At 40.0% G+C, this 24,916-nt stretch carries 22 protein-coding genes and 1 riboswitch; of the genes, 10 read left to right on the forward strand and 12 right to left on the reverse strand.

Annotated features, from left to right (window positions below; all coding sequences use genetic code 11):
* Window positions 1-140 precede the first annotated feature (140 nt).
* Complete coding sequence (locus tag IAE20_RS01745) at window positions 141-1,448, reverse strand: serine hydrolase domain-containing protein (RefSeq protein WP_200481587.1); 1,308 nt, start codon at window positions 1,446-1,448, stop codon at window positions 141-143.
* Window positions 1,449-1,719: 271 nt separating this feature from the next.
* On the opposite strand from IAE20_RS01745, the gene rpsO reads away from it, so the two are divergent.
* A complete protein-coding gene (gene rpsO, locus IAE20_RS01750) occupies window positions 1,720-1,989 on the forward strand; it encodes a 30S ribosomal protein S15 (protein ID WP_200481586.1) in 270 nt (89 codons plus the stop codon).
* A gap of 271 nt (window positions 1,990-2,260) precedes the next feature.
* Window positions 2,261-4,348, forward strand: a complete 2,088-nt coding sequence (pnp, locus tag IAE20_RS01755) for a polyribonucleotide nucleotidyltransferase (RefSeq protein WP_200459370.1) — start codon at window positions 2,261-2,263, stop codon at window positions 4,346-4,348.
* 63 nt (window positions 4,349-4,411) lie between these two features.
* On the opposite strand, the gene IAE20_RS01760 is transcribed toward pnp, so the two are convergent.
* A complete protein-coding gene (locus IAE20_RS01760; RefSeq protein ID WP_200481585.1) occupies window positions 4,412-4,627 on the reverse strand; it encodes a YdcH family protein in 216 nt (71 codons plus the stop codon).
* Between the two features lie 341 nt (window positions 4,628-4,968).
* Between IAE20_RS01760 and IAE20_RS01765 the strand changes: the two genes are divergently transcribed.
* A complete protein-coding gene (locus IAE20_RS01765) occupies window positions 4,969-6,192 on the forward strand; it encodes a magnesium transporter CorA family protein (RefSeq protein ID WP_200459206.1) in 1,224 nt (407 codons plus the stop codon).
* 47 nt (window positions 6,193-6,239) lie between these two features.
* Window positions 6,240-6,309: riboswitch (Fluoride riboswitch) on the forward strand.
* 69 nt (window positions 6,310-6,378) lie between these two features.
* The gene (gene crcB / locus IAE20_RS01770; RefSeq protein WP_200459207.1) at window positions 6,379-6,759 is read left to right on the forward strand and encodes a fluoride efflux transporter CrcB; all 381 of its coding nucleotides are present in this window, start codon (window positions 6,379-6,381) and stop codon (window positions 6,757-6,759) included.
* A gap of 53 nt (window positions 6,760-6,812) precedes the next feature.
* On the opposite strand, the gene IAE20_RS01775 is transcribed toward crcB, so the two are convergent.
* The 6 genes from IAE20_RS01775 to IAE20_RS01800 form a co-directional block, all read right to left on the reverse strand.
* A complete protein-coding gene (locus IAE20_RS01775; protein ID WP_200459371.1) occupies window positions 6,813-7,142 on the reverse strand; it encodes a chaperone modulator CbpM in 330 nt (109 codons plus the stop codon).
* Between the two features lie 11 nt (window positions 7,143-7,153).
* Window positions 7,154-8,098 (reverse strand): DnaJ C-terminal domain-containing protein, encoded by a 945-nt coding sequence (locus IAE20_RS01780; protein ID WP_200481584.1) that lies wholly within the window; start codon window positions 8,096-8,098, stop codon window positions 7,154-7,156.
* Window positions 8,099-8,299: 201 nt separating this feature from the next.
* Entirely contained in the window at window positions 8,300-8,728 is a 429-nt protein-coding gene (locus IAE20_RS01785) for a DUF2147 domain-containing protein (RefSeq protein WP_227610815.1), read from the reverse strand.
* A 290-nt stretch (window positions 8,729-9,018) separates the two neighbouring features.
* Window positions 9,019-9,894 (reverse strand): Hsp33 family molecular chaperone HslO, encoded by an 876-nt coding sequence (locus IAE20_RS01790; protein ID WP_200481582.1) that lies wholly within the window; start codon window positions 9,892-9,894, stop codon window positions 9,019-9,021.
* A 50-nt stretch (window positions 9,895-9,944) separates the two neighbouring features.
* On the reverse strand, window positions 9,945-11,798 hold the full coding sequence (locus IAE20_RS01795; protein ID WP_200481581.1) for a monovalent cation:proton antiporter-2 (CPA2) family protein: 1,854 nt from the start codon (window positions 11,796-11,798) through the stop codon (window positions 9,945-9,947).
* Window positions 11,799-11,888: 90 nt separating this feature from the next.
* Window positions 11,889-14,117: a primosomal protein N' gene (locus IAE20_RS01800; protein WP_200481580.1), complete on the reverse strand. Its 2,229-nt coding sequence runs from the start codon at window positions 14,115-14,117 to the stop codon at window positions 11,889-11,891.
* A gap of 156 nt (window positions 14,118-14,273) precedes the next feature.
* Between IAE20_RS01800 and gspF the strand changes: the two genes are divergently transcribed.
* The 3 genes from gspF (at window position 14,274) to IAE20_RS01815 (ending at window position 16,632) form a co-directional block, all read left to right on the forward strand.
* Window positions 14,274-15,479, forward strand: a complete 1,206-nt coding sequence (gspF, locus tag IAE20_RS01805) for a type II secretion system inner membrane protein GspF (protein WP_200459213.1) — start codon at window positions 14,274-14,276, stop codon at window positions 15,477-15,479.
* Window positions 15,480-15,502: 23 nt separating this feature from the next.
* A complete protein-coding gene (gspG, locus tag IAE20_RS01810; RefSeq protein WP_200459214.1) occupies window positions 15,503-15,952 on the forward strand; it encodes a type II secretion system major pseudopilin GspG in 450 nt (149 codons plus the stop codon).
* Window positions 15,953-16,293: 341 nt separating this feature from the next.
* Complete coding sequence (locus tag IAE20_RS01815; protein ID WP_200459215.1) at window positions 16,294-16,632, forward strand: hypothetical protein; 339 nt, start codon at window positions 16,294-16,296, stop codon at window positions 16,630-16,632.
* 287 nt (window positions 16,633-16,919) lie between these two features.
* Here IAE20_RS01815 and lnt read toward each other — a convergent pair whose 3' ends face one another.
* Entirely contained in the window at window positions 16,920-18,479 is a 1,560-nt protein-coding gene (gene lnt, locus IAE20_RS01820) for an apolipoprotein N-acyltransferase (protein ID WP_200481579.1), read from the reverse strand.
* On the reverse strand, window positions 18,476-19,315 hold the full coding sequence (locus tag IAE20_RS01825) for an HlyC/CorC family transporter (protein WP_200459217.1): 840 nt from the start codon (window positions 19,313-19,315) through the stop codon (window positions 18,476-18,478). The genes lnt and IAE20_RS01825 overlap by 4 nt, the downstream gene beginning before the upstream one ends.
* Window positions 19,316-19,506: 191 nt before the next feature.
* Between IAE20_RS01825 and tusA the strand changes: the two genes are divergently transcribed.
* The 3 genes from tusA to IAE20_RS01840 all read left to right on the forward strand — a co-directional run bounded on the left by tusA (window position 19,507) and on the right by IAE20_RS01840 (window position 21,502).
* Window positions 19,507-19,764 (forward strand): sulfurtransferase TusA, encoded by a 258-nt coding sequence (tusA, locus tag IAE20_RS01830; protein ID WP_200481578.1) that lies wholly within the window; start codon window positions 19,507-19,509, stop codon window positions 19,762-19,764.
* 8 nt (window positions 19,765-19,772) lie between these two features.
* Window positions 19,773-20,369, forward strand: coding sequence for a LysE/ArgO family amino acid transporter (locus IAE20_RS01835; RefSeq protein WP_200459219.1), 597 nt, complete (start codon window positions 19,773-19,775; stop codon window positions 20,367-20,369).
* 107 nt (window positions 20,370-20,476) lie between these two features.
* The gene (locus IAE20_RS01840; RefSeq protein WP_200459220.1) at window positions 20,477-21,502 is read left to right on the forward strand and encodes a DUF1214 domain-containing protein; all 1,026 of its coding nucleotides are present in this window, start codon (window positions 20,477-20,479) and stop codon (window positions 21,500-21,502) included.
* A 64-nt stretch (window positions 21,503-21,566) separates the two neighbouring features.
* Here the strand turns inward: IAE20_RS01840 and IAE20_RS01845 are convergent, their stop codons facing one another.
* Both IAE20_RS01845 and IAE20_RS01850 read right to left on the reverse strand, forming a co-directional pair.
* Complete coding sequence (locus IAE20_RS01845; protein WP_200481577.1) at window positions 21,567-22,694, reverse strand: hypothetical protein; 1,128 nt, start codon at window positions 22,692-22,694, stop codon at window positions 21,567-21,569.
* Window positions 22,695-23,054: 360 nt separating this feature from the next.
* Window positions 23,055-24,767: an electron transfer flavoprotein-ubiquinone oxidoreductase gene (locus IAE20_RS01850; protein WP_200459222.1), complete on the reverse strand. Its 1,713-nt coding sequence runs from the start codon at window positions 24,765-24,767 to the stop codon at window positions 23,055-23,057.
* Window positions 24,768-24,916: the final 149 nt, after the last annotated feature.

Genomic DNA, 24,916 nt, shown 5'->3' on the forward strand with positions numbered 1-24,916 from the left:
CTCATTATAGATGTATATCTTGCCTCTATAATGTAGAAAAGGGTGGATAAACCTTTATACAACAATAAAATAAAACAATAATGACCCAAAATAAAAATACAGCGCAAAAGAGCCCAAGTTATGCTTGGGCTTCTTTTTGTTTATATTGTTTGTACCCATTCATTTTCAGCCTGATCTGAGCCAAAAAGTGAACGACGTGACTGTTTTGGAATTCGAGGACATTGCTTGGAGATTTGATAGAGCACATTTCCAAGCGCAGGTAGATGTGTACCAATCACGGATTTTCCTGTCGTTAAAAATGCCACGCTAATGTCACGTTGTGGATCTGCCCAACACAAAATATTAGAGAATCCGATATGTCCAAAGGCTTGCCCAGTTTGAGGTCCAAATAAACCCACCGGATTACTTCCCAGCATTGGACCCAGTGCGTAACGCATCGGGGCAAGTAAGGTTCGATCTAAACTGGTCACCGAGGTAGGCAAGGTGGCACGAAATACCGTACGCGAACTCATAATCCGTTGACCATTATATTGCCCACCACTCAGCAACATTTCAGAAAAGCGACTTGCTTGTTCCGCAGAGGTGTAAATATTACCAGCAGGACAAATTGTATCCATAAAACGGGTGTCATTGGTGACATCGACTGCTAATTGTAACCCGCCACCGAGAACGTGATTCAGATAATGATCAGTGCCCAAACGAGGATGTAAACCCGTTGGGTAATTTAGGGCGACCTGCTCTCGATATTCTGGTTTCAAACCATAATTGAAATATGGCATATTCATTGGTTTTTCAATGGTTTCATGCAGGAATGTGCGCAGATCCTGACCAGTAACCCGTTCAATCAATTCACCTAAAATATAACCAGCAGTCACGGCATGATAGGCCAGTCGTGAACCAGATACTGAGATGGGTTTCGCTGCATAAAGCCGATTTAAAATTTCATTTTTATCAAACAATAATTCAGGCGTGACTTCACCATCGATTTTTGGAATACCTCCACGGTGTGAAAGCAGGTGAAATATAGTAGTACGGCGCTTACCATGGGCTGCATATTCAGGAATATAGTAACTAATGGGATCAAGTAAATTGATTTCGCCCTGTTCATCCAACATATGAATTAACATGGCAGTTACCATTTTTGAAGCAGAAAACAAACAAACAGGAGTATCTGGCGCACCTATTTTTGCCGCAGGGCTTAGACCTTGTGTTGAATTACCCGATGCATAGCCTAGACTACGATTAAGTAAAACTTTTCCTTGACGACGTAAACAAAAACTGATGAATGGATAATTCCCAGTTTTGTAAGCACCTTCTACGCTTTTCCAGATTTTTTGCAATTGTAGCTCAGTCATGCCCCCTAGTTCGGGGCTGACTTCATCCTGACTGCGTGTGACCGAAGCCAGATCAGTTGGGACAAAACAAGTATTGGTGGATAATAATTTCACAGTGCGTCCATTTCTTTTCTTTTTATATCAGACTAGTGTGCAGCGCTGTGAAGTAAATGTCAGTGTCTTAAATGACGGTCATGTCGATGTAATAATGTCATGAAATAGTACGGATGGATAAGCTGCATCATTTAAGAATTGTCAATTCAGCTTGAATCCTTTAAAATACGCACTGCTGTAGTGATGCACGGCAGTCAATAGATTTAAGATTTGATCTTGAATTTATTGATCAGTATCAATTTATTTTATGTAAGCATCTCGGAGAAATCGAATGGCTTTAACTACTACAGATCGCGCAGAAATCATCGCTAAATTTGCTCGTGTTGAAAACGACACTGGTTCACCAGAAGTACAAGTTGCTTTATTGACTGCACAAATCAATGATTTGCAAGGTCATTTTAAAGAGCATAAACACGACCATCATAGCCGTCGCGGTCTTATCCGTATGGTTAACCAACGTCGTAAATTACTTGACTACTTAAATGGTAAAGACCATGGTCGTTATGTAAGTCTAATTAGCGAATTAGGTTTACGTCGTTAATTCGATTCAGGCTTGATTTTCGGTATTCGTATGACATTGTGTCGTCTCAGTGCTGAAAGGAAAGTATCGTTTGGTGTGTGTCACTAAATGATTTTAGAAGGGGCGATTATTCGCTCCTTCTTTGTGTTTATTCTCTAGTGAGGTCGGCTTCTAAGCTTTGTCATTGATCATTGCTTGTACTCATTTGATAGCAATGGTTTGAATGCCAAACCTTAGGGGTCTCCACTAGAATAACAGTTCAAAAAGAACCAGGAAAATATAATACATGTCAATGTTTAATATCGTTCGTAAAGAATTTCAGTTTGGTCAACATCAAGTTGTTTTAGAAACTGGCCGTGTGGCGCGTCAGGCAAATACAGTATTAGTGACAATGGGCGGTGTGACTGTCCTTGTTGCCGTGGTTGCACAGCCAAAAGCAAAAGCAGGTCAGGACTTCTTCCCACTTACTGTTAATTATCAAGAAAAACAATATGCTGCTGGTCGTATCCCAGGAGGATATGGTAAGCGTGAAGGACGTGCATCTGAAGCTGAAACGTTGATTTCACGCTTGATTGACCGTCCAATTCGCCCATTGTTCCCAGAAGGCTATTTCAATGAAATTCAGGTAACAGCCACGGTTGTTTCTTCTGATAAGACCATGGATGCAGACATTGCTGCAATGCTGGGTACTTCAGCTGCATTGTCAATCGCAGGTACGCCATTTAGAGGGCCAATTGGTGGTGCACGTGTAGGCTTAATCAATGGTGAATACGTTCTTAACCCGAATTTTGAACAACTTGCACAATCAGATCTTGATCTTGTTGTTGCGGGTACAGAATCAGCAGTACTGATGGTTGAATCTGAAGCTAAAGAGCTTTCAGAAGATCAAATGTTAGGTGCTGTACTTTTCGGTCATGATGAAATGCAAATTGCAATTCAGGCGATCAAAGAGTTTGCAGCAGCAGCCGGTGCTGTTGAATCGACTTGGGTTGCTCCAAGCAAAAACGAAACATTGCTTGAGCAATTAAAAGCAGCTTTCGAGGCTAAAATTTCAGAAGCATATACCATTGCGGTGAAACAAGATCGTTATGCTGCACTTGATGCATTGTATGCGGAAGCGGTTGCCCAATTTGTTCCTGAAAATGACGAAACAGGTATTGCAGACGAAGTAAACGAATTATTTGAAGACCTGAAATACCGTACTGTACGTGACAATATCCTGTCAGGTAAGCCGCGTATTGATGGACGTGATACTAAAACAGTTCGTGGTATCGATGTGCAAGTTGGCGTATTGGAACGTGCGCATGGTTCAGCACTGTTCACACGTGGTGAAACTCAGGCATTGGTAACCACCACGTTAGGTAACACTCGTGATGCGCTTATGGTTGATACGCTTGCAGGAACGAAAACTGACAACTTTATGTTGCATTATAACTTCCCAGCGTATTCTGTAGGTGAAACAGGCCGTGAATCTGGTCCTAAACGTCGTGAAATTGGTCATGGTCGTTTAGCTCGCCGTGGTGTACAGGCTGTATTGCCAGCAGCAGATCGCTTCCCATATGTGATTCGTATCGTATCTGACATTACTGAATCAAATGGTTCATCTTCAATGGCGTCAGTATGTGGTGCTTCATTGTCGCTTATGGATGCCGGTGTGCCTTTAAAAGCACCAGTTGCTGGTATTGCAATGGGTCTGGTTAAAGAAGGTGAGCGTTTTGCAGTTCTGTCAGACATCTTGGGTGATGAAGATCATTTGGGTGATATGGACTTTAAAGTTGCAGGTTCTGCCAATGGTATTACTGCATTGCAAATGGACATTAAAATCGAAGGGATTACCGAAGAGATTATGGAAGTTGCATTGAATCAGGCTTATGCAGGTCGTATGCACATCCTGAATGAAATGAACAAAGTGATTTCTCGTGCGCGTCCAGAAATTTCAATGTTTGCACCAACATTTGAAGTCATTACCATTAATCCTGATAAGATCCGTGATGTCATTGGGAAAGGTGGCGCGACTATTCGTCAAATCACTGAAGAAACCAAAGCTGCAATTGATATTGAAGACAACGGTACTGTGCGCGTATTTGGTGAATCGAAAGCGGCGGCACGTGCTGCAATTGCTAAGATTCAAGCTCTTACTGCTGAAGTTGAACCGGGTAAAATCTATGACGGTAAAGTAATCCGTATCGTTGAATTTGGTGCATTTGTGAACATTATGCCGGGTACAGATGGTTTACTTCACATCTCTCAAATTTCAAATGAACGTGTTGCCAACGTAACTGACGTGCTTAAAGAAGGTCAAGAAGTCAAGGTTCAAGTTGCTGATGTGGACAACCGTGGCCGTATTAAACTAACAATGAAAGATATTGAACAGGCATAATAAAGCCTTATTAATATTTCATAAAAAATCCGCCTCGGCGGATTTTTTATTTCAATCAGAAAATTATTGTTCGGCCTGTTTCAGCATTTTATACAGTTCATCTTTGAGTTTTAGTTTCTGGCGTTTTAAGTCCTCAATTTCCTCTAGACCACTGGTAACAGGATTCTGTTCTAAACGAATAATCTCATGATCCAGCACATTGTGTTCTTCAAAAACTTTGGAAAAATGAGCATCATCTTGTTTGAGCTGACTGATTAGAGCGCGGTATTCTGGGAACATAAATTCACCTTTTTATTTCATGTTTAAATGCATTTCTCTAATTTGAGTATGCTTAAAATTGACTAAAAATGATTTCAAAAAAGATAGGCGAGTGATACAGATTTAATCCTTAAAAATAGTAGGACTTTATGCTAAAATATGGCAGTTTTCTTTCGTAAATATTTTGTAAGTTATGTAATATTTCCATACCATCCATTAAAATGAGTGCCTTTTAAGGGCAATTACGTATAGAGATAAGTAGGATAAAAATACTTAAATACTCTATAGGAAATTGTGGTTTAGTTAAGATTTTATCCAATCAAATATGCTAAAAATAACAATAGAGATTAAGAGACATTGTTATGCAGATTTATTATTTTTATCGGCACTCTACAGAACAATATGTATTTTTAAGTCATGAACATCAAGCTGATCATCCATTGATTTTTCAATGGGTGGATTGCTTGCGTGAAGATGTCGTCAACCATGCTGAAGAATGGCAACAAAAAATTAGAGCAATGACAGAACTCACGATTAATGAGTTTCATATTCGTGATATTTTAAATATTGACCATCCCTGTGATTTTGACACGATGGAAGATTATGATGTTCTCATCTTTAGAAAAATTATTACACCAGATGATCATATTGAAAACAATAATGGTTTAGGCGAGCAACATGAGAGTATTTTTGGATTGGCGACGACTCCTATTAGCTTTATCGTAAGTCAACATATTCTCGTCAGTGTCAGAGAGCAGGGCAACAAAGCTGTAGATAATTATGTACAACGCTTTCAGAGTATTTTACAGCGTAATATACAAGAACAAAATAAACCCAGAAAACTTCCCCAAAGCCCCATTGATTTAAGCTTGAGATTACTCAACACCATCATTGATGGCTATCTGGAGTTACGAACTCCATTAACCCGCCGTGTTGAACACTGGCAACGAGAATTATTACAGGGAAGAAAACGTTTTAATCAATGGCCCCAGCTATTTCAGGAAAATATGGCATTTCAGCAAGTTGAAAATCTATGTGAAGAACAGATTGAAACTTTGCAAGAATTACGAGATGAATTGGTTGAGAATTATCATCATTTAATGGGGGAGCATGCCACAGAGTCACCTGATCTGTTATTAGTGCGCATGAATGATTTGGTTAGCCACTTGGAACGTACCCAGAAACATACGTCACGATTACGCATGGCGATTCAGTCGGCGATCGATTTGCATTTTAACGCGATTGCTAATCAGACCAATGAAAATATGCGTATTTTAGCCATTATTACTGCGGTTTTTGCACCATTAACGTTGTTAACGGGTGTGTATGGGATGAACTTTGAATTTATTCCCGGTCTAAAATCTCCCCTTGGTTTCTGGATGATGCTCGGGGTTATGCTTTTGTGTACGGTATTGTTGCTTTATTATTTTTATCGACAACATTTAGTGGGTCGTGGTGAAAAGAGCGTGATTGAACTCTTGGCACAGCAAAAACGCCAGCATAATGTTAATTTATTCTGGTTTTTAGAGTATGAACCCTTGAAGCAGACGCTAAAAGAGGTTGAAAAAATGACCAAGTTCAAATAGAACCTAAGGTAAGTGAACTTCACATTTAAATTTTGCTGAGTTAGACTTGAGCTACAGGAGATGGCATTCCTCCTGCTACAAACCGCCCTTATACGGGCTAATGATGCCTACGACCCTTTCATTCGACAGGGAGCGTAGGCGTACGTGCTCTGTTTGATAAAAATGATTTTGGAGCATGTGGTTATTATGTATTATTCACTTCTTTCTATTGCCCTAGGTTCTATATTAGGGGCTTGGTCCCGCTGGTTTCTCGGCTTAAAATTTAATGCAACGTTTGAAAATATACCACTAGGGACTTTATTGGCCAATTTAATTGGTGGTTTTATCATTGGTTTCGCCATCGCGTTTTTTGCCAACAGTAGTTTGAGCCCCAATTATAAATTATTTATTATTACTGGCTTTTGTGGTGCGCTCACGACCTTTTCGACCTTTTCGGCAGAAGTCGTAGGTTTATTACAGCAGCAAAAAATTTCAGTTGCGATTTTCATGATTTGTATTCATTTACTGGGTTCCTTGATCTGTACCATTTTAGGCTTATTGTCTTATCAATGGATGACCCAACACTAAATCGAAGAAAAGTCAGTTCGCGATCAGTGAGATGATCGCGAGGAATGGAGTGATTAGGATTGATTGGGGCGAATTTTTCGGCGTAGATGATGAACTTCATCAATCAAATCCAACATGACTGCAACTGCTGAAAGACTGGCATCGAAATCTCGTTGTAACCGATAGGCTCGTCGAGCGCGGATAACATCGGTGCTAGAAAAACGATACTGCTGTGGCTGACCCGAGGCTGATAGAATGTCATAGTCGATCAGTTGTAAAATCCATTCGGGACTTTGACCACTGATTTGAGCAAAATGAGTCAAATCAAATGTACATTGTTCATCAATGATTTCTGCTTCATTCAATCCGCTATATACGATTTCACGATAATGAATTGTGGGCATCATTCAGCTCCTTATGAACGGGGTGTAAAGGATGAAAAGGCTGCAGCAAAGTTTTCATAGGCTTGCTGTTGTTCTTCGGTCGTGGCCTGAGGCAGTACTATATTCAGCACCAAATAAAGATTGCCGGGTACTTTATTCGGAATTCCTTTATCTTTCAGGCGAAGTTGTTGACCTGTTTTTGCATTTTTAGGTAAATTAACACCGAGTTTACCTGCCAGGGTGTTGACTTCAATTTTTTGTCCCAGTGCAGCTTCCCAAGGTGTAACATCCACCGTTGCATAAACGTCAGCGCCTTCTACACGCACGCGATCGGTATCTTTATATTGAATTTCAATATAGAGATCACCATTTTCACCCCCATTGATTCCACTTTGGCCTTGTCCACTTAGACGAATTTGCTGGCCTTCTTTCATGCCTTTTGGGATTTTTACCTGTAAAGTTTTACGTTGAACCTCAGGCTCGCCATAAGCATTGACAGTTGGAATTTGAAGCGTGATATTTTGAGTTGTTCCATGATATGCAATCTCCACATCTACTTCGATGCTAGCATGTTGATCTTCACCACGATGACTCCGTTTTTGGCGTTGATATTGGTAATCGCCCCCACCAAAACCTGAGCCAAAACGACCGAATAGATCTTCAAAGCCCTGAAAGTCAGAAGCATTACCCTGACGGTAAAATTGCGCACCATCAAAACCACTCGCTGCACCCTGACCATTTTGTCCAAACCCTGCAAAGCCTTGAGGATGATCTAGTATTTGATCATATTCCGCTTTTTTTTCTGGATTGCTTAAGGTGTCATAGGCGACATTGATCGCTTGCATTTTTGCTTCTGAATCAGATTCTTTACTGACATCAGGATGATATTTTCGTGCAAGTTTTCGATAGCTTTTCTTAATTTCATCTGGAGTTGCATTACGTGAAACCCCAAGTTCTTCATAGTAATTTTTTGCCATAAAAGCTCTTTTAAAATTGGGTTTTATTTCTTTTAATTATGGTGATGAACTGAGCAATTACAAGACGGTAAATATACTAAAATGTTGATATTTGGAAAACAAATTTTTAAATGGATAAAGTTTTTAGGTGATTCATTTAAAACTTTATCCACTATGGATGAGCTACTGAAATTATTTTTTAGTATCATTTTCTCAATTTTATTATTGATATTTAATCCATGTCACGCTACGTCCTACCACTGAAATTCCAACATAGCCTCGTAAGGTCAGATGTTTGCCGGATGCGTTAATTTTGGCTTTGGCTTGGTAGACTTTGCCGCTAATTGGATCAAGTACATGGCCTTGAATATATTCATAAGGGTTATTGGGATTTTGTTTGAAGTCATAAACAAAAGGTAAACCAATAAACGGTTTTCCTTTTAACGCGCCAGGGCATTGTTCACATATTTCCATTTTAGGCCGTCCTGGAATTGCACGCGTTTCGATAATAATTCCAGTATAGGTACCATTTGGATTTTTCTTCACTTCTACATCGGCACGTGAGTAACCACTCCGATCATCAATCGTTTTCCATTTTCCTACAATTGGATCAGGCTGCTCAGCATGCGTATAGCCTGTCAGTATTGTCATTATGAGTAGTAAAATTCCCTTAAGTTTCATTTTTTGTACATCCCCCGATGTATGAATTAAATTTGTTTTAGAATAAAAGCTCTATTTTAAAGGGGTGTTTTATATAAATACAAATAGAAACAAATATTTATAGTTTAAATACATCACATATTTTTTTAAAAATGTCAGAATAAAAATCAATTTTTCACATAAAATAAAGACTTTGTGCAATCATCAAAGTTTATAAAATTTAGAGAATAAAAAGCCCCGTATAACTACAGGGCATATTTAAAATAAATGCTGTTGAAGGTTTAGCTTAAATGTTCACCAAATAAACCTAATGCTTCTTCCGCAGTAAAGCTATATTGAGTATTACAGAACTGACAATCCATACGAATAGGGTTTTGCTCTGCAAGCGTTTCACGTACCGATTCGACACCAATCTGGATTAAAGCTTCGGCACAGCGTTCTTTCGAGCAGGTGCATCCAAATTTGAGGTGCTCAACTTCAGGCAATCGCACTTGTTCTTCATTATAAAGACGATACAAAATTTCATTGGCAGAAAGTTCAGTCAATTCCTCTGCCTTCAATGTTTCAGTCAGCATAGTCAAACGAGGCCAGATATCTTCATCCACTAGTTTTTGTTCTTCTTCATTATTTCGTGGCAATAATTGAATGAGTAAACCACCAGAGCGTTTTGCCGTGGTCGCCAGTACAATGTGAGTCGGAATTTGTGCAGATAAATCATAATACTGCATTAAGCAACCTGCCAGTGTCGGCTGATCTAGTGGGACAATGCCTTGATAACGTTCACCGAATTCGGGTTCAATATTAATAAATAACACAGGGTTGTGAAGATGACGCAGTACTACACTGCTATCACTACCTTCCTGAAAATGAGGATCTTCTTCATAATCTGCTAGTGCACGTACTTCACCCAAGTGATTACATTCTGCCATTGCCCATTTAAAGGTACCTGAAGCCTGTATCTGTAAGCTAATTCGCCCTTTAATTTTTAAGGTACTGGCAAGTAATGCAGTGGCACTTAGCATTTCTCCGAGTAACGCTTTGACGGCGGGCATATAGTTGCGTTGCGCCAGAATAGTTTGCAAGGCTTCCTCAAGATGAACGACTTCTCCACGAACAGGGCAGTCCTCAATATAAAAACGTTGGCGTAGATCAGACATATTTTTCTCCATAACCCTGTCTTAATGGTGTCTGTATTGTAAAACACAAGTCATTGTGGATCATCCCGTGTCACATCAATACGATGATTTTGTGTAGCGTTTTCTAAACTGCGTTTTAGATTTACACCTGTACTGACGGGTTGATCACGAGCATCACTTTCAAATAAATGTTCCAGTTCGGCAAGCATATCACGGTGAGTTTCAACGATTTTTTGTTCATCGGTATAGATGCTTTGCTGCCTTGCCAGCAATTTTTCATCATAATCCCGAAAAGTTTCGATATTTTCATAGGCTTGTTGAGCTGGAATACCTAAATCACACAAGACTCGATAAGCCATGCCGAGTGAGGATAAATAGGTTTCACGCCAGATATATTCGATGCCTAAATCGCGCAGCAAATGAACATGATGTCGATCTCTTGCTCGTACAAATAGTCTAAGTTCAGGATAATTGAGGCGAATGTGTCGTGCCACATTCATATTGTCTTCAACATCGTCAATCGATAAAACAAAGATTCTGGCTTTTTCAATCCCTGCCGCGCGTAGAATATCGGGTTGAGTCACATCACCATAATACAGAGTCCCACCGTAGCGACGTACGAAATCAATGCGCTGCATATTGTTATCAATGGCGGTAAAACTAAAATGATGCAACCGTGCGATACGTGCAATAATTTGTCCAAAACGACCAAACCCCGCAATAATAATAGGGTGATCATGAGCAGGGATATCATCGTACTCGGGTATTTTATCCTTAAAAATAACAGGAATAATTTTAGAAGTAATTAACCAATATAAAACTGGAGTTAGCATCATGGATAATGTGACGATCAGGGTGACGGGTTCCACCAGCGCTTGAGTCAACACTTTTTCACTTTTGGCTGCACTAAGTACAACAAAGGCAAATTCACCACCTTGTGCTAAACAGGTTCCCATCAGCAGGCTATTTTTCCAACTATACTGATTAAATCGTGCAATTACCGTTAAAACGATCAGTTTTATGAGCATTAAACTGATCGCGCCACCAATAATCAGCCACGGCATATCGACAAAAAGTGAAATCTGGGTGGTCATCCCAACAGTCATAAAAAATAGACCAAGCAGTAATCCCTTGAAGGGCGCTATGCTGGCTTCAAGCTCATGACGAAACTCAGAATCTGCCAGTAGTACACCTGTTAAAAATGCGCCCAGTGTGGTGCTGATTCCTAATAAATCCATCAGTAGAACCACAGCCATTACAATAAATAAGCCCACTGCGGTAATCAGTTCATTTGCACCGCTACGGGCAACGAAGCGGAAAAAATAACGCAAAATATAACGACTAAAGAGGAATAAACCCGTAAACGTTGCAATAATAGCCGCAAAATAAGCTATTCCATGATGTGTGGTCTGTGTGCCAGCGAGGAGTGGAATTAGGGCCAAAAGTGGAATTGCCGCAATGTCCTGAAACAATAGAATGGAAAAAGAAGATTGCCCATAAGTCGTATTGAGTTGTTGCTTTTCACTAAGCAATTGTAAGATAAAGGCGGTGGATGAAAGAGCCAGAGCAAAACCAATGACAAAACTGCTAATAGGACTTTGTTTGAACAGCAACAGAAGAATTGCCATCAAGACCACGCCTGTAATCACAACTTGCATGCTCCCCATAACGAAAATGGAATGCCGCATTTCCCATAAGCGTTGTGGGCGCAGTTCTAGGCCAATAATAAACATCAGCAAAATCACACCAAAATCAGCCAGATGCATAATCGCATTGGCATCGCTGGCGATATTTAAAACACTTGGCCCAAGTAAAATACCGGTAAAGAGATAACCTAGAACTGTGGCGATCCCAAAGCGTTTACCTAATGGTACCAAGAGTAAAGCTGCGCCTAAAAAAATCGTGATTTGTAGTAATAACGACATGAATTACCCTGATCGTTTAGAGTCTGGTTTCTTTTCTTCAACCAGTATAAACATCATTTTAAAGATTATAGATGTATGGTGTTGAGCGTTTTAGTTAAACTCTTGCGGATCAACATCGATCGATAAACGTAATTGATGTTGCTTCGGCAGATGTACCACATGCGCCCACCATTGTCGTAAAAAGAAATGCATCCGTGCGCGATCTTGCGACAATATCACCATATGTGCGCGATAACGTCCAGCTTTGCGTTCCATTGGTGCGGGAATAGGCCCCCAGATATCAATGCTTTGTTGTGCAAGCATTTGTAATTGTACCGCAATCTCAGCTAAAAACTGCTGACTATAGTCACGATTTCTGGACTCTGAACGAATTAGCACAGCGTAACGATAGGGTGGAAAAAGCGCTGTTTTACGCTCTTGCAGCATATGTTTGGCCACAGCACGATAGTCTTTCTCGATTAATGTCGTTAGCATTGGGTGGTCAGGTCTTAATGTTTGTAAGTAAACTTCACCTTTATGTTCACCACGGCCCGCACGACCCGAGACTTGGACGATCAATTGTGCGGTACGCTCTGGCGCACGAATATCAACAGACAGTAAGCCTGCATCAATATCTAATATTGCAACGAGCGTGACATAGGGAAAATGATGGCCTTTAGCCAACATTTGAGTTCCTAGTAAGATGACTGGTTTATTCTGCTGAATCCGGTCATAAATTTTCTGCCAGCTTCCCACTCGACTGGTACTGTCACGATCCACTCGAATAACATCATAATCTGGAAAGAGTTCATTCAGATGTTCTTCAACCTTGCCTGTTCCCATGCCGAGGGTTTTTAGAGTCTGATGCTGGCATTCGGGGCATTGATCAGGCAAGCGCTGAATCGTCCCGCAGTGGTGACAATGCAGATAAGAATAAGGTTGGGTGTGCAACGTGAAGTGTGCATCACAATGTGGGCAATTGGCTTGCCAGCCACAACTCTCACACACTAACACCGGCGCATATCCACGTCGATTCAAAAAAATTAACACCTGTTCTTTTTTATCGAGCGTTCTTTGTATTTGTTCAAGTAGCGGCTGACTTAAACCATGTTTTTTCTTTGCAACTTTTAAATCAATGACATGCATTTTGGGCATAAGTGCCACGCCTGCACGTTGATTGAGTTGTAGCAGTTTTAATTTTTCTTGTTGAACCAGATGATAACTGTCAATACTTGGTGTGGCTGATCCTAGAATAACAGGGCAGTTTTCCAGATGTCCCCGATACAATGCAACGTCCCGTGCATGATAACGAAAGCCTTCTTGTTGCTTATAGGAAATATCGTGTTCTTCATCGAGAATAATCAGACCAAGATTGTGTAAGGGAGTATAAATTGCAGAACGAGTCCCTAAAATAATCGAAGCTTTGCCCATTTTTGCTTGTTGCCATGCTTGTAGGCGTTTTGATTCGTTTAAGCCAGAATGCATCATCACTACATCCCCATGAAAACGCGATTTAAAACGCGCAATGGTTTGTGGAGTCAGTCCAATTTCGGGTACTAAAACCAGTACTTGTTGTCCTCGTTTCAATACCTCATGCATAATTTGTAAATAAACTTCGGTTTTACCGCTCCCTGTTAAGCCGTCCAGTAAGTAAGCTTGATAATGATTAAGCGAATGAACAACTTGCTCGATGGCTTTTTTCTGATCATCATTGGGCTTAAGAGGCATTTGTGCCAATTGCACGGGAGTGGGCTTAAAATCTTGTGGTTCTAAATGGCATTCCACTAAATCTTTCTTTGCCAAAGATTTTAATGTTGCTGTTTCCACACCACTTAAATTTAAAATATTTTCAGTTGTTCCAGCGGGATGAAGTTTTAAAATTTGGTACGCTTCAAACTGTTTTTGTGAACGTTTAAGCTTGGCTTCTGCATCATCACAGGGTTTGATTTTCCAGATATGCGCCAATATATCCAAAGCTTTGCCTTGTCGTAACAATGCTGGCAATGCGGCTGGTATGACTTCACCGATTGGAAATTGATAATACTGAGCTGACCATGTCAATAAAGTTAAAACTTTCTTGTCTAGAATTGCGTCATCATCAAGAAGTTCAGAAATGGCTTTGAGCTGAAAACGAGGGTCAAGCGGAGTATCTGGGCTGATTTTCTCAATAATGATGCCGATCAATTTTTGCCGACCAAAAGAAATAGCCACACGTGCACCAATTTGAGCGTGTTGATATTGAGCTGGACTTAGACTGTAGTCAAAGCTCTCATACAGATGAACGGGTACAGCGACCCGAACACGGTAAATCTCTGCTTGAGGTGGCGGCATATTTGGCATAAATCTGTTTCGTCACTATTTTTTAAGATGATTCGTTTTCGGATGATAGGGGCTGTGCTAAAGTGTGCAAAGCTGTAATGCTCCGAAATATGAAGGATTCTGTAGGAAAGATGCAACAGCTAGTCGATTATTTTTTGGAAAAAATTAGAAAAGATCATGCCTGCCTATCAATTTACTGCTATTGACGCTTCAGGAAAACAGCAAAAAGGGGTGCTAGAAGGGGACTCTGCACGACAAATTCGCCAGCAATTAAGGGATAAAACCTGGACTCCGATTGCAGTCGAGCCTGTGGAACAAAAAGATAAACATCAGCAACGTTCATGGTTTCAAAAAAAGTTTAGTGCTTATGATCTGGCGCTTATGACGCGACAACTTTCTGTATTGGTTGCGGCGGCGATTCCGCTTGAAGAAGCATTACGAGCAGTTGCCAAACAAAATGAAAAACCACATGTACAAAATCTATTACTTTCGGTGCGTTCTAAAGTACTTGAAGGGCATTCGCTAGCTCAGGGCATGCAGCAATCAGGTCGTTTCCCGGACTTATATATTGCAACCATTGCGGCGGGGGAGCGTTCAGGTCATTTGGATCTAATTCTGGACCAACTTTCCGACTACACCGAAAACCGCTTTGCTATGCAAAAGAAAATTCAGGGCGCGATGATCTATCCGATTATTTTATTGCTTATGTCTTTTGCGATTGTGATGGGGCTGATGACGTATGTCGTACCAGATATTGTTAAAACCTTTGATCAAAGTAAACAGGCATTACCTTGGATTACAGTGGCATTGATGAAAGCCAGTGATCTGATTCGTCATGCATGGCCATTTTTATTGGTGATCAGTATTATCAGCATTATTGCTTTCATCCGGTTTTTAAAAACCACAGCAGGGCATTATGCATTTGATCGTTTAACGCTCAGGTTGCCATTATTTGGTAAATTATCGCGTGGTATAAACTCAGCACGTTTCGCTAGCACCTTATCGATTTTGACTCAGTCTGGTGTGCCTTTAGTCGATGCACTTAAAATTGGCGCTGCGGTGAGCAGTAACTGGGTGATTCGTGATGCAATTAATGTAGCTGCTGAGAAAGTGACGGAAGGGGGAAATTTGGCAACCCAGCTTGAGCGTTGTGGTTATTTCCCGCCAATGATGGTACAAATGATACGCAGTGGTGAAGCCTCTGGCGAGCTGGATCGAATGTTGAAGCGAGCATCCGATATGCAGGATCGTGAAGTCACAACATTTATTTCCACCTTGCTGGCTTTGCTTGAGCCGTTAATGTTGGTGTTTATGGCGGCTATTGTATTGGTGATTGTGATTGCGGTAATGCTGCCAATTGTAAATATGAATAATATGATTTAATGAGTTGTATGTTAGAGATGGACATGAATAAGCAAAAAATTCAGAGCAAAATGATGAACAAACAATCTGGCTTTACACTCATTGAAGTAATGGTTGTGATTGTAATTTTAGGTGTTTTAGCGGCCTTAATCGTGCCGAATGTAATGGGACGTGGTGAAAAAGCCAAAGTGGATACCACGCAAATTACTCTCAAAGGCGTAGCAGGAGCTTTGGATCAATATAAACTGGACAATGGTCATTATCCTTCTATGCAGGAAGGTGGTTTAGATGCCTTGGTGAATCAGCCTGCGACGGCGAAGAATTGGTTGCCGGGTGGTTATGTCAAAGGTGGTTATCCTAAAGATAGCTGGGAAAATGACATTCAGTATGTTATTCCTGGTACAGAAGGTCATGCTTATGACTTATATTCCTTTGGTGCAGATGGAAAATCTGGTGGCGAAGGGAACGATGCAGATATTTATTACAAACCTTAAAATCTGCTCTTAAAATTAATTTCAGAAATAGATAACGTTTTTAAATAAGAGCGTTATCTATGTAAAATAATGAAGTGATGATATGGAAATTATCTGTTTATATTATCGGATTAAAAAATAAAAACCGTAGAATGATAATACATCTCAATTTGAAAATTTAATTTATTGCATTGATTTTAATGTATATATTAAAAATATAAAGATATGAGATTTATAATAAGAACGATTTCCATATTTACTGATTACAAGATATATAAATTATGGATAAAAATAGACTTTTTATTTAATTAAAACCTTGCATAATAGCTCTTAAGTCAGTCATTTTACTGTCGGAGGATAGCATGAAAGCATTATTTTTTTCGGATGAAATTAATCAATTTCATGGGGCAATGCTCAAATCTGTTCTCTTGATTTTGAGTTTATTGCCTATTAGTCAGGGTATTTTGGCGGTTTGGCAGATGTCAGATGCCAGTAGTCAAATTATGGTTGGATTTGTTGCACTCAGTTTATTTAGTGCTCTCCTCATTTTAAGTTTTTATTCGGCCTTGAAAGCGACTGTATTGAAAGTCGTAATCGACGAAAAGATTTCAAATGTCGAACAAATGATGGTGTCAGTTTATCGTTATGTTCCGATGTTGAGTCTGGCTGCCATGGTTTCATATCTTACTGCCACATTATAAATAGATAATGTGATTAAAACGGGGCTTTAGCCTCGTTTTTTTATTATCCCATTTCTAACATCTGCTTGTAACTACATCATAGTTTTAGAAGCAAATGAGATGGAAAATATACATGAGGGAGTTAATTTGAATGGGTGCCTACAGGTTTTCATAATGTTGTCATGTTCAAAATCGTGTCTTGAGTATCGGGTTTGGATGCATTGTTAGGAATTGGATGGCTTTAAAATATTTATAAAAAAACCGAGATTGGTGAGAAATCTCGGTTTAACTAAAGTGAACAATACCACTTAACGTCTTGACTTAAAGCTCACATTGACTTGCTTGGGGCGATAAAACCAACCCACCATCAAAAGTAACAGAGAAAAGATGAGAATTGGCCAGTCACTTAAACGGGTATACAATGTTTCGCCTTGCATAGCAGGCAAATCCCCACGCAGAACTGCTTCTTTATCAATGGGGGCTTGTTTAACGATGTGCCCATGTTGATCAATAAAAGCAGTCACCCCTGTATTGGTCGCACGAATAAACCATCGCCCATTTTCTTTGGCACGCATCTGCACCATTTGTAAATGCTGCATGGGACCTGCGGTTCCAGTAAACCATGCATCATTTGAAACAGTCACTAAAAAGTCACTATTCTCGGCATTACGTCGGGTTAGGTTTGGATAAGCAATTTCATAGCAAATGGCAGCTGCGAGTGGGTGGCCTTTAATCATTAAAGGTTTTTGATTGTTCGACCCTTGACTGAAACCGCTCATCGAAGGGTCATTTTGTAAGGCAGGTAATACCCAACTTAATAAACCCGAAAGTGGAATATATTCACCAAACGGCACCAAACGCTGTTTTTTATACAGTCCTGAAGAATCACTTCCCGATGCCATAATACTATTGTAATACTGAGGTGTCCCAACCTGTTGAGAGGCTTGCATGTCCCAATACGGAATGCCTGTAACCCAGGCTGAACCTGTTTTTTGAGCTTGCTGCTGCATAGCATTTAAAAAAGGTTCAATATCAGTTTGGAACATAGGAATGGAGGATTCGGGCCACACGATTAAATCCCGTCCCCATTCTGTACGCGTTAAATTGGCATAGATCATCAAGGTCTTTACCTGATATTCGGTCAGCCATTTTAAATCTTGTGGAATGTTGCCTTGAATGAGGGATATGGATAATGGTTTGCTGTCTTTTGCATGTACAAATTCAAGTTTTGACGCTCCCCATGCACCCAACACTAATAAGGCCGATGGAAAAACCCAGTAAATACGGCGTTGGAGAATTTCAACCAATGCACAGGCCAAGACAATAACGACAAAAGAAACTCCAAAGATCCCAAACAGCGGGGCATAGCCATCCAGCAACCGTTCAGTGAATGCATAACCTGCGAAAAGCCACGGAAAGCCTGTAAAAACCCATGTTTTTGCCCATTCAAAGAATACCCAAAGTGGGGCAAAAGTGAGGGGAGTTTCTGGAAAAAAACGCCGATATAGCCAAGTCTGAACTGCGGTAAAGAGTCCCATGACCAATGCCATAAAAGCGATCATAAGCACGCTCAAAACGGCATTGGTATCACCATAAACATGTATGGAGGTGTAAAGCCAAAATGCACCGACAAACCACAAACCAAAGCCATATGCCCAACCAATCCCAAAGGCCTGTTTAGCAGAACGCTTTTTGAGTGAAGCATATAATAACGCTGGTGATAAAATAGCCAACCACCAGTAATAATAAGGTGCGAGTGCTAAACTAAAAATAGCGCCTGCGCATAATGAAATGAGCAGGGGAATAATAAAAGGCAATTGTTTTTGTTGCTGGGAGGATCCTAACAATTTATCAAAGTATGTTCTCATTTACGAACAGCTCGAATCAGATGAATAGTACGTGCATCTGCTTCAACAATGGTAAATTCCCAATTTTCAAGTTCTACGACCTGACCTTGCAAATCACTCACTAAACCAATTTCCTGAAGCAATAAACCGCCCATAGTTTCTACTTCATCGTCAGAAAAATCAGCATCTAAAATCGTATTAAAGTGTTCAATTGGTGTAAGTGCTTGTACCAACCAGCTATTTGCTTTGTTATGTGTGTGATCGGGCACAATATATTGTGCTTCTTCATCGGCATTGTCGTGTTCATCTTCAATTTCACCAACAATTTCTTCGAGAATATCCTCAAGAGTAACCAGACCTGAAGTCGTACCGTATTCGTCAATCACAATAGCAATATGCGTTTGTGTATGTTTTAGCATACGAAATACTTGATCAGAGCGAGCGCTTTCTGGAACAAAAAGTGGCTGTCTCATCAATGCACGCACATCGACTTTAGTCCCTTGTTCGGTGAGAAAAGGCAACAAATCTTTAGCGAGTAGAATTCCTACCACATTATCTGGTTGATCAGATGAAAAGACAGGGAAGCGCGAATGTGCAGACTCAACCAGTACATGCAAAATATCCAGTAACTCGTCGTCTTCTTGTAGACTGATCATGGCAGTACGAGGCGTCATAACTTCACGAATTTTAGTTGCAGGAAGATCCAGTACACCTTCTAGCATAGCCACGGTGTCGGGCTCTAAAAAACGTTGTGAATCCTGAACGAGTTTTAACAGTTCGTCACGTGTTTCTGGTGCAGTGCCTAACCATTTTCTTAAGCCACGCATACCCCACGATGGGCCTGATTCCTCTTGCATGATCTTTCCTAAAGACTCTTGATTTGCCAATAAATGATTTTTAATCATACCGAAGAAAAATGGCTTATGCATTACTAAAACGATTGGAAAGCGTAAATGATTCAAATTGATGAGTCGTGATTTTCTCATTTCTCTTGTGAGGTTAAGTTTATGTTAGACTATGGCCCTATTTTTTGAGCTCAAGTATAGGCATGTCCTCATTAGATTTAACTCCTTCGATTCAACTAAATACTCGCGGTTTGCGCTGTCCCGAACCTGTCATGATGTTGCATCAAGCTATTCGAAAATCAAAATCAGGTGATATCGTAGAAATAGTTGCAACTGATCCTTCTACTTCTTGGGATATTCCAAAGTTTTGTATGCATTTGGGGCATGAATTATTAGCTAAGGAAGAAACTCAGGATGAGAACGGTTTAAAAGAATATCGTTATCTGGTGAAAAAAGGCTGATAAAGATAATGATATCAACTTATCTGGCCGGATTGCTGCTCGGATTTTCTTTAATTTTAGCCATTGGTGCACAAAATGCTTTTGTATTAAAGCAAGGGTTACTGAAGCAACATATCTTTTGGGTATGTCTGATTTGTGCAACATCGGATGCCTTGTTGATCTCACTCGGTATTTTTGGATTTGCTGGTTTATTGAGTCAACAGCAATGGTTGATTCATGCCATGAAATGGTTCGGTGCAATTTTCCTGTTTGCTTACGGGTTACGCAGTTTTTATAGTGCCTATACCGCGAAAGATGGTTTACATGCATCTGAACAGAAAGTAAATTCATTGGCACAAACCCTAATTTTATGTTTAAGTTTTTCTTGGCTAAATCCGCATGTTTATCTGGATACGGTAATTTTATTAGGCTCTATTTCTTCTCAATATAGCAACAAAGCTGCTTTCGCTGCAGGGGCAGTTACTGCATCCGTGGTATTCTTTTTTAGTTTAGGCTATGGAGCAAGATTGCTTGAGCCAATTTTTGAAAAACCCAAAGCATGGAAAATTTTAGATATTCTTATCGGTGTAGTGATGTGGTTGATTGCTTATTCTTTGCTAGTTTGATATTTAAATGAATATAAATAAATGAGTTTTCTATAAACAGCTAGACCAAAAGCATATATTATTTTTAACGACAATAATCAAAAAGCTTAAAAAGAGGGAAATTCATCATGTCTAAAAAGTTAATCAATGCTGTCATTTTGTCATCTCTTTCATTGGGAGCAACCAGCGTTTATGCAGATGAGAGTGTCACGGTTACGCCTAAAAACTTTGTACGAGCTGAGAGCGATTTATATCTTAGTGCGCAGGTGAAAGATGGTGGTTTAGGTAAATTATATAACCGTAGAGATGTGGCTTCGGTACAAAATCAGACCATTATTCGTTTAAACCGCGATACCCTATATTCTTCAGGTGTTTATGATCTGGATGCGGGGCCTGTAAAAATCACAATGCCTGATACCAAAGGGCGATTTCAATCCTTGCAAGTCATTTCTGAAGATCATTACACGCCTTTTGTGATTTATGACAAAGGCACTTATGTGTTTAATAAGGAAAATATTGGAACACGATATGTTTTATTTGGATTTAGAACTCTGGTTAATCCAAATGATCCTAAAGATGTGAACGCTGCACATGCCGTGCAAGATCAAATCAAAATTGAACAAGCCAATGGCCCTGGAAAATTTGAGATTCCAAAGTGGGACCTAGTCAGCCAAAAGAAAGTCCGAGATGCGTTGCTTGTCTTAAGCGAAACATTATCGGATACCAATGGGATGTTTGGTAAGAAAAATGAGGTCGATCCTGTTTTACATTTAATCGGTTCAGCCTCGGCATGGGGAGGCAATCCAGAAACAGAAGCGACTTATTTGAATATCACCCCAAAACAAAATGATGGTAAAACGGTTTATAAACTTTCGGTGAAAGATGTACCCGTAGATGAGTTCTGGTCGGTGAGTGTTTATAACGAACAGGGATATTATCAACCTAATGAATTGAACAGCTATAACCTTAACAGTGTCACTGCTCAAAAAGCCAAAGATGGTTCGATTACGATTCAGTTTGGCGCATGTAATAAAACCACCGTCAATTGCATTCCTATTGTAAAAGGCTGGAACTATATGGTTCGCCTATATCGGCCACAAGCATCTATTTTAAATGGAACATGGCATTTTCCAGAAGCTCAACCTATTAAATAACATTGCCATTTTGTATAAACAATGATGTATTCAGTTTTCATGATCTGAATACATCATTTTAATTTTACAAGGCATAACGGCTCAGTAAGGTGATAGGTGTTTTTCCATTTAAATAGGCTTCTGGCAAAAATACAATATGACCGCCATGTGTTTGTGCAGCATCGATCACATGATTAATCACATCAACTGGAGATGTATCTTCTTCTGGTGCAGCACTAAACTCAATACGTTGTTGTTCAATATTTACAAACCCATTCACACGATACCCTTGCTGTACATAAAGAGTATCCACATTGCCCTGTAAAGCTGCCTGATAAATATTCTGCAAATCTGTAATTACACGATCACTGCCATAAATCTGATCTAATTGATGAGCATTGTTTTGATGAATTTTAATTTGATAGTCACTTAATGCATTTTGAATACTTTCAACAATATGTCTTGGTTCACTGTCTTCAAGTTGAGTGACATTATCAACGCAAAAAATAATTTGATTGGGTTGATCACAGATCGATTCATAAAAACTGATATTACGACGATCACCTACAAGAACAATTGGGAGCGGCTTTTGCGCATGTACCACTTGTACATTTTTATCGACTCGATTTAAAAACTCTTTGAGATAACGATCTTCTTGTGCCGCAGCGGAACGTTCTGTTGCGGTCAGACTATATAACGTTTCATTTTTGACGGGAAAAGCGCCGTGTGGCAAAAGGGGATTGAGATCTTGATCCAATTCTGAAAATTCATGAATAACGGTGCTATTTGAAGCCTGAATCAAACGACCTTTTTCGCGTGTCACCACCACAATATAATAATCCAATGCATAAGACAGTTCGCGGATAAAATCACGCAGTACAAATTGGCTATCAATGATGATTCTGGTCTGAGTTTTAAAAGGTAAACGAATCACTTCAACCTGATCGGGTGTGGCAAAAATTGCTAATGTATCCAGATGATAGTTTGGATTTAAGTCGTCTGTTTTTTGATGAATTTGCTTTAAAAATTGTGCCACAAAAACTTTGTCATAGGATTTCGATAATTGTTCTTCAAGTTGTTTTAACTGGTTTTTGAGGGCAATATGATCTTGTTGATTGTCTGGAAAAGTGCGATGAGTAGGGACAAAAATAGAAACTGCAGGTGTAGCACGTATAGGCTGAAGTGATTGAAGTGTTTGTTTTAAATCGAGCATTATTCTCATCCTTTTCAAAGTATTATGATGAAACTATCTATTGCTCAAGATTTGCCATGAATTGTTCTTCATATGCGATGACTTGAGTGAATTGCTTAAAAGGTTTGACCAGCAATTAACAACAGATCGAGATAGAATTAAAAATGTTTAAAATTTAGTCTAAGCGCTTCTGAACGGAAGTTAAGTAACAAAGATCGATAGAAATGTAAGCGTGATGAGGTGAGGCAAAATAAGCTAAAAACTGAAATAAAAATGCACCGTAATTTTAATTACAGTGCATTGGATATGAGACACAACAACGTAATGAAAACATCTTCTGTTATGAAGAGCGACTAAAGCTCTGCCAAAACTATTCAGACATTACATATTTGGATAGTTCGGCCCACCGCCGCCTTCTGGTGTTATCCAAGTAATATTCTGTGATGGATCTTTAATATCACAGGTTTTACAGTGTACACAGTTGGCTGCATTGATTTGGAAGCGCTTGTTGCCTTCACCTTCGTCTACAATTTCATAAACCCCAGCAGGACAATAACGCTGTGCAGGCTCATCCCATTTCGGTAAATTTACATTGACTGGAATGGTTGGATCGGTCAGTTTCAAATGTGAAGGCTGATTTTCTTCATGCACAGTATTAGATACAAATACCGAAGACAAACGATCAAAAGTCAATTTACCATCTGGTTTTGGATAAGTTGGCTTGAAGGTCACTTTGTCTTGGGTTTTAAGTGCGCTGTAGTCTGGTTGCAAATCATGTAAAGTAAATGGCACTTTAAAAATGTTTTGATCAACAAAGTTAAACGCACCACCGATCCACAAACCAAATTTGTGCATCGCAGGGCCAAAGTTACGGCTACGATGTAACTCTTCTTTCAGCCAGCTATTATCAAACTTTTGCGTATAAGCATTCAGTTCTTTATCAAAGAAGTCTTCACCTTCGAGCACACGGGCAATGGCTAAATCACCCCCTTTTTCTACTCCACGCGCAATCGCTTCAAATACTGCTTCACCACACAGCATGCCTGATTTCATTGCGGTGTGAGATCCCTTGATTTTGGCAAAGTTTAGGAAACCTGCATCGTCACCAATCAGACAGCCACCCGGGAAAGTCAGTTTCGGTAAGGAGTTTAAACCGCCTTTTACAACTGCACGTGCACCGTAGGAAATACGCTTACCACCTTCCAGATATTGTTTGATAAGCGGATGAGTTTTCCAGCGCTGCATTTCCATAAATGGGAACATATGTGGATTTTCATAAGATAAATCCACGATCATGCCCAAAGTCACCTGATTGTTTTCAGCGTGATATAACCACCAGCCACCAGAAGAACCAGTTTCACTCAGCGGCCAGCCTGAACCATGCATCACCAGACCTTCTTTGTGTTTGGCTGGATCAATTTCCCACAGTTCTTTAATCCCGATACCATAATGCTGCGGGTCAGCATTTTGATCCAGATTAAACTTGCTGATCAAGCGTTTACCTAAATGACCGCGGCAGCCTTCAGCAAATAGGGTATATTTGGCATGTAGTTCATAACCCGGGGCAAAGTTATGCGTTGGTTCGCCATCTTTACCTATGCCCATATCACCCGTTTGTACGCCTTTAACTGTACCATCTTCATGATACAGAATTTCAGCGGCAGCAAAGCCAGGGAAAATCGACACTTCCAGTTCTTCGGCCTTTTGACCTAACCAGCGCACGACATTACCTAATGAGATGACATAATTGCCATCGTTATGCATGGTTTTAGGTACCATCCAGTGGGGTGCTTCCTGAGATTTTTCATCAGAAAGCAAGAAGTAGGTTTTATCCTCAGTTACAGGGACATTTAAAGGTGCACCTTCTTCTTTCCAGTTCGGGAATAGCTCATTGATGGCACGAGGCTCAAGCACTGCACCAGACAGAATATGAGCGCCTACTTCAGAACCTTTTTCGACGACGCAGACGGACAGATCGGGTAAATTATTTTCAATCGCAAGTTGGCGAATTTTAATCGCAGCCGATAGACCCGCAGGCCCAGCACCAACGATCACTACGTCAAACTCCATCGCTTCGCGTTCGATGTGCTCCATGTAGGACTCCTCATATTGCTAAGGGTGGCAACCGTAACATTACTGCTTCGGTGCTGCCATGAGTGTTCTTTAATGTCTAGACACAAACAGACAATCGTGTCTTAAATAGTTTGTGGCTAGTATAGTTTCAAACCCTGATCTAGCCAATT

The sequence above is a fragment of the Acinetobacter sp. S54 genome (assembly GCF_016624945.1).
Taxonomy (GTDB): Bacteria; Pseudomonadota; Gammaproteobacteria; order Pseudomonadales; family Moraxellaceae; genus Acinetobacter.